Annotated in this window: 12 protein-coding genes, 1 other RNA gene and 1 pseudogene; all 14 read right to left on the bottom strand. The window is 71.4% G+C overall.

Going from position 1 to position 14,355, the window contains the following annotated elements; genetic code table 11:
- Positions 1–6: 6 nt before the first annotated feature.
- Positions 7–1,284: an MlaD family protein gene (locus tag QC385_RS35360; protein ID WP_279545473.1), complete on the bottom strand. Its 1,278-nt coding sequence runs from the start codon at positions 1,282–1,284 to the stop codon at positions 7–9.
- Positions 1,281–2,585: an MCE family protein gene (locus QC385_RS35355; RefSeq protein WP_279545472.1), complete on the bottom strand. Its 1,305-nt coding sequence runs from the start codon at positions 2,583–2,585 to the stop codon at positions 1,281–1,283. The genes QC385_RS35360 and QC385_RS35355 overlap by 4 nt, the downstream gene beginning before the upstream one ends.
- Positions 2,582–3,706, bottom strand: coding sequence for an MCE family protein (locus QC385_RS35350; RefSeq protein ID WP_279545471.1), 1,125 nt, complete (start codon positions 3,704–3,706; stop codon positions 2,582–2,584). The genes QC385_RS35355 and QC385_RS35350 overlap by 4 nt, the downstream gene beginning before the upstream one ends.
- Positions 3,703–4,791: an MCE family protein gene (locus QC385_RS35345; RefSeq protein WP_279545470.1), complete on the bottom strand. Its 1,089-nt coding sequence runs from the start codon at positions 4,789–4,791 to the stop codon at positions 3,703–3,705. Before QC385_RS35345 ends, QC385_RS35350 begins: the two co-directional genes overlap by 4 nt.
- Entirely contained in the window at positions 4,788–5,825 is a 1,038-nt protein-coding gene (locus QC385_RS35340) for an MlaD family protein (RefSeq protein ID WP_279545469.1), read from the bottom strand. Before QC385_RS35340 ends, QC385_RS35345 begins: the two co-directional genes overlap by 4 nt.
- Positions 5,822–7,063, bottom strand: coding sequence for an MCE family protein (locus QC385_RS35335; RefSeq protein ID WP_279545468.1), 1,242 nt, complete (start codon positions 7,061–7,063; stop codon positions 5,822–5,824). Before QC385_RS35335 ends, QC385_RS35340 begins: the two co-directional genes overlap by 4 nt.
- Positions 7,064–7,071: 8 nt before the next feature.
- Positions 7,072–7,887 carry an MlaE family ABC transporter permease gene (locus QC385_RS35330; protein ID WP_279545467.1) on the bottom strand — a complete coding sequence of 272 codons (816 nt, stop codon included), beginning with the start codon at positions 7,885–7,887 and terminating at the stop codon, positions 7,072–7,074.
- 3 nt (positions 7,888–7,890) lie between these two features.
- Entirely contained in the window at positions 7,891–8,661 is a 771-nt protein-coding gene (locus QC385_RS35325) for an MlaE family ABC transporter permease (protein WP_010036858.1), read from the bottom strand.
- The gene (locus tag QC385_RS35320; RefSeq protein ID WP_279545466.1) at positions 8,658–9,587 is read right to left on the bottom strand and encodes an ABC transporter ATP-binding protein; all 930 of its coding nucleotides are present in this window, start codon (positions 9,585–9,587) and stop codon (positions 8,658–8,660) included. The genes QC385_RS35325 and QC385_RS35320 overlap by 4 nt, the downstream gene beginning before the upstream one ends.
- Positions 9,588–9,763: 176 nt before the next feature.
- A complete protein-coding gene (locus QC385_RS35315) occupies positions 9,764–10,864 on the bottom strand; it encodes an RNA polymerase sigma factor (RefSeq protein ID WP_279545465.1) in 1,101 nt (366 codons plus the stop codon).
- A 111-nt stretch (positions 10,865–10,975) separates the two neighbouring features.
- Positions 10,976–12,031: a lytic transglycosylase domain-containing protein gene (locus QC385_RS35310; protein ID WP_279545464.1), complete on the bottom strand. Its 1,056-nt coding sequence runs from the start codon at positions 12,029–12,031 to the stop codon at positions 10,976–10,978.
- Positions 12,032–12,149: 118 nt separating this feature from the next.
- Positions 12,150–12,555, bottom strand: an RNA gene (rnpB, locus tag QC385_RS35305) — RNase P RNA component class A.
- A 115-nt stretch (positions 12,556–12,670) separates the two neighbouring features.
- Positions 12,671–13,387, bottom strand: a pseudogene (locus QC385_RS44355) (DMT family transporter); the annotation flags it as partial.
- A gap of 82 nt (positions 13,388–13,469) precedes the next feature.
- On the bottom strand, positions 13,470–14,309 hold the full coding sequence (locus QC385_RS35300) for a helix-turn-helix domain-containing protein (RefSeq protein WP_279545463.1): 840 nt from the start codon (positions 14,307–14,309) through the stop codon (positions 13,470–13,472).
- Between the last annotated feature and the right edge of the window lie 46 nt (positions 14,310–14,355).

The raw sequence follows: 14,355 nt of genomic DNA, 5'->3' as shown, positions 1-14,355 counted from the left end.
CCGGCCTCATGCCACGGGGCCAACAAGCAGCCATTGCCACGACTCCTTTCCGAACACGGCCTGCTGGCCGCCCGTCGAGCCGATCTCGACGTTGTTTCCGTCCGGGCCGGTGGTGGTGCCGGTCTCCGGGTCGTACGGGGTGACGTACGCCGCCTGGTTCGCGCCGCCGCCGGGGGCCGACGCGCCCGGGGCGTTCTGCGCGCCCCGTACCGACGACTGGCTGCCGCGCGGGAGCGTGCAGCGGGCGCCGGTGTTCGCCTCGCGTGTGCTGGTGTCCGCGGGGTCGCGGCGTGCCGTGCCGTACCCCTGGGTGCAGGCCGGCGGGTCGTCGGCGTTCAGGACCAGGCCGAAGTGGGTGGTGCCGTCGCCCGGGACGACCGTGTAGCTGCCCTCGACCATCAGCGGGAAGGTGACCAGGGCCTGCTCCACGCCGGGGAGGCGGGCCAGCGTGACCTGGCCGCCGCTGATCAGGTTGGCCAGCAGGACCGAAAGCTGCGGCCCGGTCGCCTTCAGCAGCGAGTTCAGCTCCTGCCCCGCCGGCCGCGCGTTGCCGATCAGCTTGCGCAGGTCCCCGTCGCTCGCCTTCAACTGGGCCGAGAGCGCCGCCAGATCACGCGCGAACGACTTGATCGACGAGCCCTGGTCGGCCTGCGTCTTGAGGACCTTGCGTGAGTCCTCGATCAGGGCGATGGTCTCCGGCAGCGCCTCGGACGCCGACTCGACCAGGGTGTTGCCCGAGTCCACCAGGCGGCTCAGGTTCGGGCCGGTACCGGCGAACGCCTTGCCCAGCTCGTCGACCGTGACGCCCAGGTCGTCCTTGCCGACCGAGTTCACCAGGCGGTCCAGGCTGAGGACCATGTCCGTCGTCGACAGCGGCACCCGCGTGCTCTCGCGCGGGATCGTGCTGCCGTCCAGCAGGTACGGGCCGCGGGAGACGCGGGGCTGGAGGTCGACGTACTGCTCGCCCACCGCCGAACGGTTCGCCACCACGGCCAGCGTGTCCGCCGGGATGCGCGGCGCCCCGTCCTCGATGTCGAGCGTGACCGAGACGCCGTCGGGGCCGGTCAGGCTCAGTGCGCCGACCTTGCCCACCGGCACTCCGCGGTAGGTGACCTCGGCGCCGGGGAAGACGCCCCCGGAGCCGGCGAAGTCGGCCCGCACGGTGTAGCCGCGGTCCAGGACTTCGTCCACCAGGCCCGTGTACTCGGCGCCGACGTACGACACCCCCACGGCGGTGAGGGCGGCGAAGGCGATCAGTTGCGCCTTGACCGTACGGGTGATCACGGCTGGACCCCCTTCAGCATCAGCTCGGCGAGTTCGAGGTCGATCCCCTCGGGCCAGTCGCCCCGGGTGCGGTGGCCGCCGGAGCCGTAACCGGCGGTGCAGACCGGCGGGCACAGCGGGTCGTCGTCGCCCGAGGGGGCCGACGGAGCCGATGGCACGCCCGGACCGCTCGGCAGCGCGGTGGGCTTCGGCACGTCCGGCAGATCCGGTGCCTCCGGGAGATCCGGTACGTCCGGCAGGTCCGGGGCCTCGGGAAGCTCCGGTATCCGCGTGTCCCCGCCGTTCCCGCCGCCCGGCTCGTCCGTCAGGTTGCCGTAGATGCCGGGCAGGTCGAGGTCCGCCGTGATGTGCAGGTTGACGTAGTCGCCCTTGATGGCGTCCACCACGTTGCGCGGGAACGGGTAGGTCGTCAGCAGCTCCAGGGAGTTGGGCAGGTCGCTGCCCGCCTTGTTGAGCTGTCGCAGGATCGGCCGCAGCCGCTTGAGGTTGGCGACCGTGTCGTCGTGCGAGGCGTTGACCACCTTGGTGCCGGTCCTGCCCAGCTTCGACAGGGCGGTGAGCATCCTCGTCAGGTCGCGGCGCTGGTCGGCCAGGACCTTCAGAGCGGGCGGCATGGTGTCGACGGCCTGGGCGATCGTCTTCTTCTCCTTGCCCAGCCGTTCGGCCAGCCGGTCCACGGCCTTCAGGGCGCCAACGATGTCCCGGCGCTGGTCGTCCAGGCCGCCGATGAAGGTGTCGAGCTCCTTGAGCAGGGACTTGACCCGGTTCTCCCGGCCTTCCAGGGCCTTGTTCAGCTCCGTGGTGATCGTCTTGAGCTGGGCCACGCCGCCGCCGTTGAGGAGGGCGGACAGCGCGGACAGCACCTCCTCGACCTCCGGGTTGCGGCCGCTGCGGGACAGGGGGATCACGTCACCGTCGCGGAGCCGGCCGACCGGCGTGCTGTCCGGCGGCCCGGCCAGCGCCACGTACTTCTCGCCGAGCATGCTGGTCTGCCGCAGCCCGGCCACGGCGTTGGCGGGCAGCTTCACCGAGTCGGCGACCCGGAGGCGGACCCTCGCGTGCCAGCCCTCCAGCTCCACCTTCTCCACCGCGCCCACGGTGACGTTGTCGACCTTGACCGCCGACTGCGGAACCAGGTCCAGGACGTCGCGGAACTCGACGGTGACGTGATAGGCGCGACCGTCGGCGGCGGCTCCGCCGGGGAGCGGAACGTCGTACCAGCCGTTGAACTCGCAGCCGGACAGCAGCAGCGTCCCGACGGCCGCCCACGCGACCGCCCCGCCCTTGCGCAGTGGCCTCATGCGCGTGCCCCCAGGATTCCGCCGAGGGTGCGGTCGACCGTGCCGGTGGCCGCGGCGCCCTCGGGCACTTCGGGCACTTCGGGCAGGGAGTCGAAGAGGTCCCTCAGGTCCTTGCAGTCGGTCTTCTCCCCGGTCGTCTTCAGGATCGAGCACAGCAGGGAGGCGGGATCCTGCGGATGGTCGGGGTTGTTGCGGGTGTCGAGGGTGCCTGCGGAGGGGTTGTAGGCGTTGTTCAGGTTCGACATGCCCGTCGGCGCGACCTCCAGCAGCTCCTCCAGTGCCGCCCGTTGGGTGACGAGCACCTTGGTCACCTTGCTCAGGCCCTCCACGTTCGAGGTCAGGGACTTCTTGTTCTTCTTCACGAAGGCGGACACGTCACCGAGGGCCGTGCCGAGGTGTTTCAGCGCGGCCGCCAGGTCCTTGCGCTCGCCCGCGAGTTGCTCGGCGACCTTGGCGAGGCTGCTGTTGAACGACCGCACGCTCTTGTCGTCCGCCGCCAGCGCCGCCGTGAACACCTGGAGGTTGCGGACCGTGCCGAACAGGTCAGTGCGGCCGTCGGAGAGAGTCGTGACCGCCTCCGAGAGGTCCCCGACCATCCGGTGGAGGTTCTCGCCCTGGCCGTCGAGGTTGTCGGCGCTGACGCCGAGCAGCCGTGACAGGGCGCCGTCCTTGTTGGCGCCCTCGGGGCCGAGCGCCTCGGCCGTGGTGTGCAGGCTGTCGAAGACGCGGTCCAGTTCGACCGGCACGGCCGTACGCGACTCGGGGATCTCGTCCCCGTCCCGCAGCACCGGACCGCTCCGGTACACCGGCAGCAGCTGCACGTAACGGTCGCTGACCACCGAGGAGTTGATGATCGCGGCCTGCGCGTCCGCCGGGACCTTGCGGTCGGCGTCGTACTCCAGCTCCACCCGCACCCGGCCGCCCTCCGGCGTGATCTCCTTGACCTCGCCGATCCGCACGCCCAGCACGCGGACGTCCGAGCCGGGGTAGATGCCGACGGTGCGCGGGAAGTACGCCGTGACGCGGGCCGGTTCGGTCCTCGGCCACAGGACATAGGTGAGCGCGGCGACCAGGACGAGGGCGATCAGCAGGGCCAGGGGCTTCTTCCGACGGTTGCTCACCGCGCGCCTCCCGTCCGCGTCCGCGGCACCACCGGGGCGGCGACCAGGTTCTGGACGTAGGAGTCGAACCAGCGGCCGTTGCCGAGGGTGTTGGTGAAGACCCGTACGTAGGGGGCCAGGAGCTTGATGCTGCGCTCCAGGCCGGCTTGGTTCCGTTCGAGCATCTTCACCACGGTGTTGAGGCCCTTGAGCGCGGGCCCGATCTCCTTCTCGTTGTCCTGGACCAGTCCGGAGAGCTGGATGCCGAGCGCGGCGGAGGTCTTCAGCAGCTTGTGGATCGCCGCGCGCCGCTTGTTGATCTCCTTGAACAGCTTGTCGCCGTCCTCGACCAGGGCCGTGAAGTCGCCCGACCGGTCGGCGAGTACGCCCGTCACGCCGTTCGCGTGGTCGAGGAGCTCCCTGAGGGCCTTGTCGCGCGAGGCCACCGTCCGGGAGATCTTCGACAGGCCCTTGATGGACGCCCGTACCTCTTCCGGTGAGTCCTCGAAGGTCGTGGAGATGGTGTCCAGGGCCTTGGCCAGCTGTTCGGTGTCGACCTTCTCCGTCGTGGTGGTGAGATCGCTGAACGCCTGCACGACGTCGTACGCGGGGACGGTCCGCTCCAGCGGGATCTCGCTGCCGGGCTCCAGCCGGCCCCGCCCCTTGGGGTGCAGGGCGAGGTACTTCGCGCCGAGGATCGTCTTGACCCGGATCGACGCGCCGGTCTCGGTGCCGAACCCCGGCTCGTCCTTGATCTTGAAGGTGACCTTGACGTGATCACCGTCCAGGTCGACCTCCTCGACCTTGCCGACCTTGACCCCGGCGATCCGCACCTCGTCGCCCGGCTTGAGACCGCCCGCCTCCGCGAACGCGGCGCTGTACGTCTCGCCGTCGCCGATCACGGGCAGGCGGTCGGCGTTGAACGCGGCCACGGTCAGCAGCGCGAGGACGGTGAGTCCGACGGCGCCGATGACGACGGGGTTGCGCTCGCGGAACGGGCCGAGGTGCGGGCGGCGGATGCGGGGAAGCCGGATGTGGGGAAGCCGGATGCGGGGCGGCTCGATGCGCACCTTGACCAGCGGCTCCGGGCGGCGCTTGCGGCTCATGCCCCGCACCTCGCCCTCGCCACGTGCATCTCGGGCGTGAGTACCTGCTTCGTCTTCGGCAGCACGATCCGGCCGTCGAAGTCGCACAGGTAGAAGTTGAACCACGAGCCGTAGGACGCCGTCCCCGTCAGCTCGTTGAGCTTGTTCGGCAGCCTCTTCAGCACGCCCTCCACGGTCTTCTCGTTGTCGTTCAGCGTCCCGGTGAGGTCGGTCAGTTCCGCGATGTCGTCCTTCAGCGGCGGACGCGCGTCCTTCAGCAGGCCCGAGGTGGCCTCCGTCAGATCGCCGATGCTCACCAGCGACTCCCCGATGGGCTTGCGGTCGGCGGACAGGCCCGAGATGACCCGGCGCAGTTGCTTGAGCAGTCCGGAGAAGCGGGCGCCGCGCTTGTCGAGCGTCTTCAGCACGGTGTTGAGGTTGTCGATCACCGAGCCGATCAGCTTGTCGCGGCCGGCCAGTGTCGTGGTGAGCGACGCCGTGTGCGTCAGCAGGCTGTTGACGGTGCCGCCCTCGCCCTGGAGGGTCTTGATGATCTCGGTGGCGAGCTGGTTGACGTCCTTCGGGCTGAGCGCGGCGAACAGCGGCTTGAAGCCGTTCAGCAGCGCGTTCAGGTCGAGGGCGGGCTGGGTGCGCGCGAGCGGGATCGTGCCGCCGGGGCGCAGCCCGGTGCCGTCGCCGGCGCCCTCGGTCAGTGCGACGTACCGCTGCCCGACCAGGTTGCGGTAGCGGATGACGGCGCCGGTGCTGGTGAGCAGCGGCCGGTCCCGGCTGACCGTGAAGGTGACCTCGGCCAGCGTCCGGTCCTTGATCCGGATGCCCGCGACCTCGCCGACCCGCACTCCGGCCACCCGGATGTCGTCGCCCTCCTCCAGACCGGTGACGTCGCTGAAGACCGCGCGGTACTCGTGCTCGGGGGTGAAGGAGATGTTCACGATGGTGGCGGCGAGCAGGGCCGTCGCCACCATCGTCACCAGCGCGAAGAGACTGAACTTGATCAGCGGGGCGGCGGTCTGCCGGGCACTTGTGGTGCTCATGCGACGCTCACCGCCGTCCCGCGCGCCATCGGCCCGAACAGCAGCGTCGCGACCGGCGGCACCTCGTCCGCGGGCACGCCCAGCGCCGGCGCCACGAGCGAGCCGACGGCCCGCTGTTCGGCCCGGGTGGCGGAGACGCCGAGCGGACCGCCCGAGGACGGACTGGTCTTCTTCGAACCGTCGTTGAGCTGGGCACCGGGCGCCGGCACCGGAGGATGCGGCAGATCACGGCAGTTGGGGCCGGACCGCTCGCCGTAGCGCGGTTCCTCCCCCGGTTCGTACGCGCCCTGCGGCCGTACGACCTCCAGCGTGATGTGCATCTTGCCGCCCCGGAACGCCTCCTCGGACGCCTTCTCCTGCCGGACCAGCCCGGCCAGCAGACAGGGGTACTGGGGCGAGTAGCGGGCGAACAGCTCCAGCGTGGGGCGGGAGACCCGGCCGAGGGTGATCAGCCGGTCGCCGTTGGCGTCGAGGAAGTCCTCGGCGGTGCCCGCGACGGTGGCCGTCGTCTTCAGCGCCGCCGCCAGACGGTCCTTCTCCTCGACGATCGTGCGGCTGGTGGTGACGGTGTTGCGCAGGATCTCCATCAGGTCGGGCGCCGCGTCGCCGTAGACCTCGGCGACGTCGGCGAAGCGTGCGATGTCCTCTTTCAGGGACGGCAGGTGCGGATTGAGGCGGCGCAGGTAGGCCTCCACTCGCGTGAGGTTGTCGCCGATCCGGTCGCCGCGTCCCTCCAGGGCGGTGGCGAACGCGGAGAGCGTGGCGTTGAGCTTGCCGGGCTGGACCGTCCGCAGCAGGGGCAGCAGGTCGTTCATCAGCTGCTGGACCTCGATGCCGACGCGGGTGCGGTCCTGGGTGATGACGTCACCGGCGCGAATGGGCCGGCCCGATGAGCCGCGCGGTGCGACCAGGTCGACGTACTTCTCGCCGAACAGCGTCTTGGGCAGCAGGCGCGCGTGCACGTCGGACGGGATCCGGGCGACGTGCTCCGGCTTGAGCGCGATGTCGAGCGTCGCCTTCGTCCCGTCGGCCCGCACCTCGCGCACCTCGCCGACCAGCAGCCCGCGCAGCTTGACGTCGGCGCGCGGATCGAGCTGGTTGCCGAGGCTGTCGGCCTCCAGCGTGATCCGCACGACCGGCGTGAACGCCTGCCGGTAGACGGCGACGGACAGGGACAGCAGCAACGCGAGCACGGCGATGAAGACGACGCCGTACAACCGCAGTCTCAGCACCTTCATACGGCGGCTCACCCCGCGATCCGTACGGTCGTGCTGGCGCCCCAGATCGCCAGCGACAGGAAGAAGTCCAGGACGTTGATCGCCACGATCGAGGTCCGCACCGCGCGGCCCACCGCGACGCCGACGCCCGCCGGGCCGCCGCTCGCGTAGTAGCCGTAGAAGCAATGCACCAGGATGATCAGCACGGCGAAGACCAGCACCTTCCCGAAGGACCACAGCACGTCCACCGGGGGCAGGTACTGCTGGAAGTAGTGGTCGTACGTGCCCGTGGACTGCCCGTAGTAGCCGGTGGTGATGGTGCGGGCGGCCAGGTACGAGGACAGCAGGCCGATCACGTACAGCGGGACGACGGCCACGAACCCGGCGATCATCCGCGTCGTCACGAGGAACGGCAGCGAGGGCACGCCCATGACCTCCAGCGCGTCGGTCTCCTCGCTGATCCGCATCGCGCCGAGCTGGGCGGTGAACCCCGCGCCGACGGTCGCGGAGAGCGCGAGCCCGGCCACCAGCGGGGCGATCTCACGGGTGTTGAAGTACGCCGAGAGGAACGCCACGAAGTTGGAGGTGCCGAGCTGGTTGAGCGCGGCGTACCCCTGCAACCCCACTTCCGTGCCGGTGAAGAACGACAGGAAGGCGATCACGCCGACCGTGCCGCCCACGACGGCGAGCGCGCCCCGGCCGAAGCTCACCTCGGCCAGCAGCCGCAGGATCTCCTTCTTGTACCGGCGCACGGTACGCCCCGTCCACGCCAGCGAGCGGCCGTAGAAGGAGAGTTGAGTGCCCAGCGCCTCGAGGGACTTCAGCGGGCGGTCGATGAGTCTCATCGGCTAACCCCTCTGGGGGACGACCTGGAAGTACACCGCGGTCATCACGAAGTTGGTCACGAACAGCAACATGAAGGTGATCACCACCGACTGGTTCACCGCGTCGCCGACCCCCTTGGGTCCGCCCTTCGCGGTCAGGCCCTTGTAGGAGGCGACGATCCCGGCGATCGCGCCGAAGACGAGCGCCTTGACCTCGGCCGCCCACAGATCGGAGAGCTGGGCGAGGGTGGTGAAGGAGGCCAGGTAGGCGCCCGGAGTGCCGTTCTGGAGAACGACGTTGAAGAAGTAGCCGCCCGCCACGCCCACCACCGAGACCAGGCCGTTGAGCAGCACCGCCACCAGCATCGACGCCAGCACGCGCGGGACGACCAGCCGGTGGATGGGGTCGATGCCCAGCACCTGCATCGCGTCGATCTCGTCGCGGATCTTCCGCGCCCCGAGGTCGGCGCAGATCGCCGTGCCGCCGGCGCCCGCGATCAGCAGCGCGGTGACGATCGGCGAGGCCTCGCGCAGCACGGCGAGCACGGAGGCGGCCCCGGAGAAGGACTGGGCGCCCAACTGCCGGGTCAGGCTGCCGATCTGGAGCGCGATGACCGCCCCGAACGGAATGGAGACCAGGGCCGTCGGCAGGATGGTGACGCTCGCGACGAACCACGTCTGCTGGATGAACTCCCGCGCCTGGAAAGGCCGTCGGGGAATCGTCCGGACGACGTCCAGCGCCATCGCGAAGAGGCTGCCCGAGTGCCGCAGCGCTCCCACCGGTGACAGGCTCACGCGCCGGCCACCTCCTTCCGGTGCAGCGCGGCCTCGCGCCGGGCGATGGCCTCCCAGCGGGGTGGCCGGGTGATGCCCGGCCCCGGCAGCAGGCGGGGAGCCGGCTCCTGGACGCGGGCGCTGTCGTCGATCTGCGCGAGCTCCTGCTCGACCTGCGCCGCGTCCTTCTCCTCCGCCATGCCGATCGGGCCCTGCATCCGGCCGTTCAGGAACTGCCGTACGACGGGCTCGTCGCTGGCCAGCAGCTTCTCCCGCGGCCCGAACATCACCAGCTCGCGGCGGAACAGCAGCCCGATGTTGTCCGGCACCTGGCGGGCCGAGGCGATGTCGTGCGTGACGATCAGGAAGGTCGCGTCGATCTGGGCGTTGAGGTCGACGATGAGCTGGTTGAGGTAGGCGACGCGGACCGGGTCGAGACCCGAGTCGGGCTCGTCGAAGAGGATGATCTCGGGGTCGAGGACGAGCGCCCGGGCCAGCCCGGCCCGCTTCCGCATACCGCCGGAGATCTCACCGGGCAGCTTCCCTTCCGCCCCGATCAGCCCGACCATGTCCATCTTCTCCAGCACGATGCGCCGGATGTCGCTCTCCGACTTACGGGTGTGCTCGCGCAGCGGGAAGGCGATGTTGTCGTACAGGTTCATCGAGCCGAACAGCGCGCCGTCCTGGAACAGCACGCCGAACAGCTTGCGCACCTCGTACAGGTCGCGCTCCCGGAGCCTGGTGATGTCCCGGCCCTGGATCGTGATGGAGCCGCGCTCCGGCTTGAGCAGGCCGACGAGCGTCTTGAGGAACACCGACTTGCCCGTGCCGGAGGGGCCGAGCATGACCGAGACCTCCCCGGCGGGCAGCGTCAGCGAGACGTCCTGCCAGATGACCTGGTGACCGAAGGACTTGGTCAGCCCTTCCACACAGATCTCGACACCCATCCGGTCCACCCTTCAGCCCGTGGAGCAGCTCCAGCAGCTCTGACATCTGCTCTACGGGGAGGGGCGGGGGGTCCGTCGCTCGAGTGGCGGATTTTTTTCGGGCGGGTTTCGGGTGGGTACGGGAGTGGGGTTTCCGGGTGGGTTTCCGGGCGCTACCGAGGTGGGCTTCCCAGGCGCTACGGAAGCGGGCTCGGCGTGGGCACGGGGAGCGAGGCGGACGGTACGGCGGGAGCCTCCGGGGCTTCCGGGACCGCAGGGACCACTGTGCCGGTCGGCACGGCGGGGGGCTCCACCGGCAAGTCGGGGACGTCGGGCACCTGCGGGACCTCCGGCGCGGACAACGAGGGCAGCGACGACACCGGGACCTCAGGAACGTCCGGGACATCCGGAACGTCCGGGACCTCCGGCAGTGACGGCACGGACAGCGGGAGGAACGATTCGCCGATGGGGCGCTCGGCCGCTCCGCGTTCTGCTGCCGCAGCTGTGGGGCCCATTCCCGGAGGCGTACGATCCCCGCCACCGCCGCCCGGCCGAACCGCCTCCGCACCGGGCGAGGCGACCGCAGGCCGAGGCGTCGTACCGCCCCCGCCTCCCCCGCTCCCACCGCCATCGAGGGCGTACGGCAGCACGAATCCCGCCACCGCCAGGGACGCCGCCGTCGAGGCGACGGCCACAGCCTGTGCCCTGCCGACTCCGCGAGGCCGTCCCCAGCCGATCAGGAACAGCGCGAACCCGAGCGTGGCGGCCAGCGACTGCCGCAGCGTCCGCCGGGCGCGGGCCAGCAGCGACTCGACGGTCCGGTAGCTCAGCCCCATCCGGACGGCGACCTGGCCGACGTCCAGGTCCTCCGACTTCAGCCGCAGCGCCTCGGCCTGCCGCGCGGGCAGCTCACCACTGCGCACCGCCAGCCACTTCGCCTCGGCCCGGTCGCACACCGCCTCCTCGACGGGCACCGGCCCGGGGGCGATGAGCGTCGGGCTGGTACGCACCTCGGCCTCGCGGTTCACCTGCCGGTAGCGGTCGACGCACAGCCGCATCGTCACCGTCGTCAGCCAGGCCGCGAGCCGCTCCTCGTCCAGGTCGGGCCGCTCGGCGGCGCGCAGCATCGCCTCGTGCACCGCGTCCTCGGCGTCCTCCGGGCTCATCGACCTGCGCCGGGCCACCTTGAGCAGGTGCTCGCGGTGGCTCCACATGCGCCGCCACCGCTCGTCGGCCGCGTGCATCTCCGCAGGTATCTCTGCCTCTGCGGGCATGTCCGCAGGCATGTCCGTCGCCATGAGGGCCCCTTCGCGCTCGCCCACCGGTCTCGTGCTGTGTCCGGCGGTGGGCGACATTACCGCCCAGTATCGGCGGTTGTGGAGGGGGAGGTGGTCATCGAGTCCGCGCTGTTACTGGGTGAGCGGGGCGCCGCTGGGCAGCAGGTCGGGGGCGGGGAACTCCAAGTCCGGGTCGGGGGCGGGGAGTCGTGGCTCGTCCGGCTTCCCGGGGTCGGTGGCGGGGCGGGTTCCGGCCGGGGCCGGGGAGGCGGAAGGCGACGGGGTACGAGACGGCGGGACACTCGGCCGGGCGGAGGGTGTCGGTGCCGGCGAGGCCGCCTTCCGCTTCGCGGGTGCCCGCGACGGCTCGGGTCGAGCGGAGGAGGACTCGGCGGAGGGCCCTGCGGAGGACCCGGCGGAGTCGTCCGGCACCACCCGGTGCCCTTCCAGGAAGTACGTGTACCAGGCCCTGACCGTGCGCAGATAGGCCGCCGAGTGGTTGTAGCCGAGGATCGCGCGGTCCAGCTGGGCGGGAACGGACAGGTCCCGGCCACCGGCACACAGATACCGTCCGGCGGCGAGTGCCGCGTCGAAGACGTTGTTCGGATCCGTGCGCCCGTCGCCGTTGCCGTCCGCGCCCCAGCGGGCCCAGGTCGAGGGGATGAACTGCATCGGCCCGACCGCGCGGTCGTACGCCGTGTCCCCGTCGTGTGCGCCGCCGTCGGTGTCCCGGATCAGCGCGAAGGCCACGCCGTCCAGCCGCGGCCCGAGGATCGGCGCCACGGTCGTACCGTCCTGTGTCACCCTGCCGCCCCGCGCCTGCCCCGACTCCACCTGCCCGATCGCCGCCAGCAGCTGCCAGCGCAGCCGGCACCCGGGCGCCTCACGCGCGAGCCGCTCCTCGGCCCGCCGGTAGGCGGCGAACACGCTGGCGGGCAGCGCGCCGCCCACTTCCTCCTCCGCCGCCGCCTGGCCGCCCGCGCGCTTCCCGGTCCGCAGCGGCGGCAGCTCGGTCCGGTACGGCGCGTCGCCGGACACGCTCGGGCCGTCCACGGCGGGTGCCTGACCGCGCGCCGGTGCGGCTGCCCGCGCCGTCACCGCCCCCGGCGCCTGCGAGGCGGTGAGCGCCGCCATCGCCACCACTGCGGCCGCCGTAGCTCTGACGCGCTTGCCCCTGTGCCCTGCCACGTCCTGCTCCCCTCCCTGTGAGCTTCCTGTCGTCTGCTCTACGGGGGAGGGGGGTGGGTCCGTCGCAGGGTTTTGCCCACGCTCCGGGCGGAACCAGTGCGGCGTGGCATGGGAGCGGCAGACGAGTCGGGCTGTACGCCGGGTTCTGTTCCCGGGGTTCCTCGCGGAGCCCCGGGCGACGGCCATCCATCTAGGGCCGGCGTTGCCACCGGCCTCGTGCGGTCTACCCGCGGACTCGGGCGGGCAGCCCTCGATCGTCCGCGCAGGAGCACCGAGGCGCTCCCTCTTGACCTTGCTCCGGGTGGGGTTTACCTAGCTGCCTGAGTCACCCCAGGCACTGGTGGTCTCTTACACCACCGTTTCACCCTTACCGAGGGCCGGAGCCTTCGGCGGTTTGCTTTCTGTGGCACTGTCCCGCGGGTCACCCCGGGTGGCCGTTAGCCACCACCCTGCCCTGTGGAGCCCGGACGTTCCTCGGGAAGCTCCCCGTCAGGGGGACTCCACGCGGCCGTCCGCCCGGCTCGTCTGCCGTGTCGACCATGGTACCCGGCGGATCTCCCGTTTCGGCGCCGCGGCCGTGGCCAGCACCGAGCCCGCCAGGATCAGGGTGAAGGCGACGCCGATGCCGAAGGTCAGTTCCTCGTCCAGGAAGAGGGCACCCGCGGCGACGGCGACCGCCGGGTTGACGTAGGTGATCACGCCGGCCCGGGTCGGGCCGATCTCCTTGATCAGCTCCAGGAAGGCCACGAACGCGATCGCGGTGCAGACGATGCCGAGGCCGGCGAGGGCTGCCAGGACCTCGGCCGAGGGCATGGTCGCGGGCCGGGTCAGGTAAGCGGCTGGGGCGTAGACGACGGCGGCGAGCGTGAGGCAGGGGGTGATCAGCTGGAGGGTCGGGACGTCCTTGAGATGCCGGGCGGCTATCAGCGGGGCGGTGGCATAGCCGACGACCGTCACCAGTACCTCGGCCAGGGAGCGGGCATCGCCGCCGGTGAGGTGGGGCAGGGTGAGGACGGTGACGCCCGCGAGACCGAGGGCGAGTCCGGCGACACGGCGGGCGCCCACGCGTTCCTCGGCGCCGAAGAAGCGGGCCAGGATGAGGGCGACGATCGGCACGCCCGCGATGAGGAGTCCGGCGGTGGAGCTGGACAGGTGGCGTTCGGCGTCGGTCAGGGTCCACCAGGGGCCGATGATCTCGATGACGGCGAAGGCCAGCATCGGCTTCCAGTGGGTCCGGACGGTACGGCCGAGGCCGCCTTGGCGGAGCGCGAAGGGAAGCAGGAGCGCGGCGCCCAGCGCGCAGCGCGTGAACACCACCATGGACGGGGACAGGTCCTCCACCGCCACTTTGATCATCAGGTAGGGGACGCCCCAGACCACTCCCATCAGGGAGAACAGGAACCAGCCGCGTGCAGTCATACGGCGAGTCTCGGCCGCCTCACCCCGCCGCGTCTTGAACGCTGTTGCGGTACGCCGCCGGGGTCACGCCCAGCACCCGGCGGAACCAGCGGGTCAGGTGCGCCTGGTCGGCGAAGCCGACGAGTCCGGCGACCTCGGCGGGGCGCAGGCCGGTTTCCAGAAGGCCGCGGGCCCTGGTCACGCGGTGCTGGGCGAGCCAGGCGTAGGGCGGTACCCCCATGGTCGTGCGGAAGGCGCGGAGGAGTTGGTAGCGGGAGAGGCCCAGGTCGGTGGCGAGGTCGGCCAGGGAAGGGGGTTCCAGCAGCTCGTCCGCGAGGCGGTCGCGTACGGCCCGGGCGATGTGGCCGGCGCCGGGGACGGTGTCCTCGCCCGCCCGGGCCGTGGAGTGCCGGCGGGCCAGGGCCGTGAGCAGCCAGGGCAGGCGGGACTCGGCCTCCAGCGGGTCGGGGCAGGCGCTGATGTCGGTGTGGGCGGCGCGCAGGGCGGTGGCCAGTTCGGGGTCGTGCAGGACGGGGTCGCGGAAGTGCGGGGTGCCGCCGAGGGTGCCGTCGGTGAGGAGGGAGGGCTCGGCGTAGAGGGCCTGGTAGGCGTAGCCCTCGCAGGCGGCCGGACCGCCGGTGTGCATCTCGCCCGGCTCCAGCACGACGATCGAGCCGGGGTAGGAGTGGATCAGCCCGCCCCGGTAGGCGATGACCTCCGAGCCGCCGACCGTGACGCCGATGGTGAACTCGTGGTGGGCGTGCGGAGCGTAGACGTGCCGGTCGAAGTGTGCGGTGAGGAGGTCAAGGGGCGGCCCGCCCCGCCCCAGCCGCGCCCTGGCCCAGCGGGCCTGTTCCCGTACCCGCCCCCGTGTACTCACCTCGTGGTACCTCCCCGCTTCACAGGGGATCAGAGGATGCCGGTGG

Source organism: Streptomyces sp. DH10 (assembly GCF_029813805.1).
In the GTDB taxonomy this organism is placed as follows: domain Bacteria; phylum Actinomycetota; class Actinomycetes; order Streptomycetales; family Streptomycetaceae; genus Streptomyces; species Streptomyces coeruleofuscus.
The sequence above is the reverse complement of the archived record's forward strand: the minus strand, read 5'-3'. Positions and strand labels throughout refer to the sequence as shown.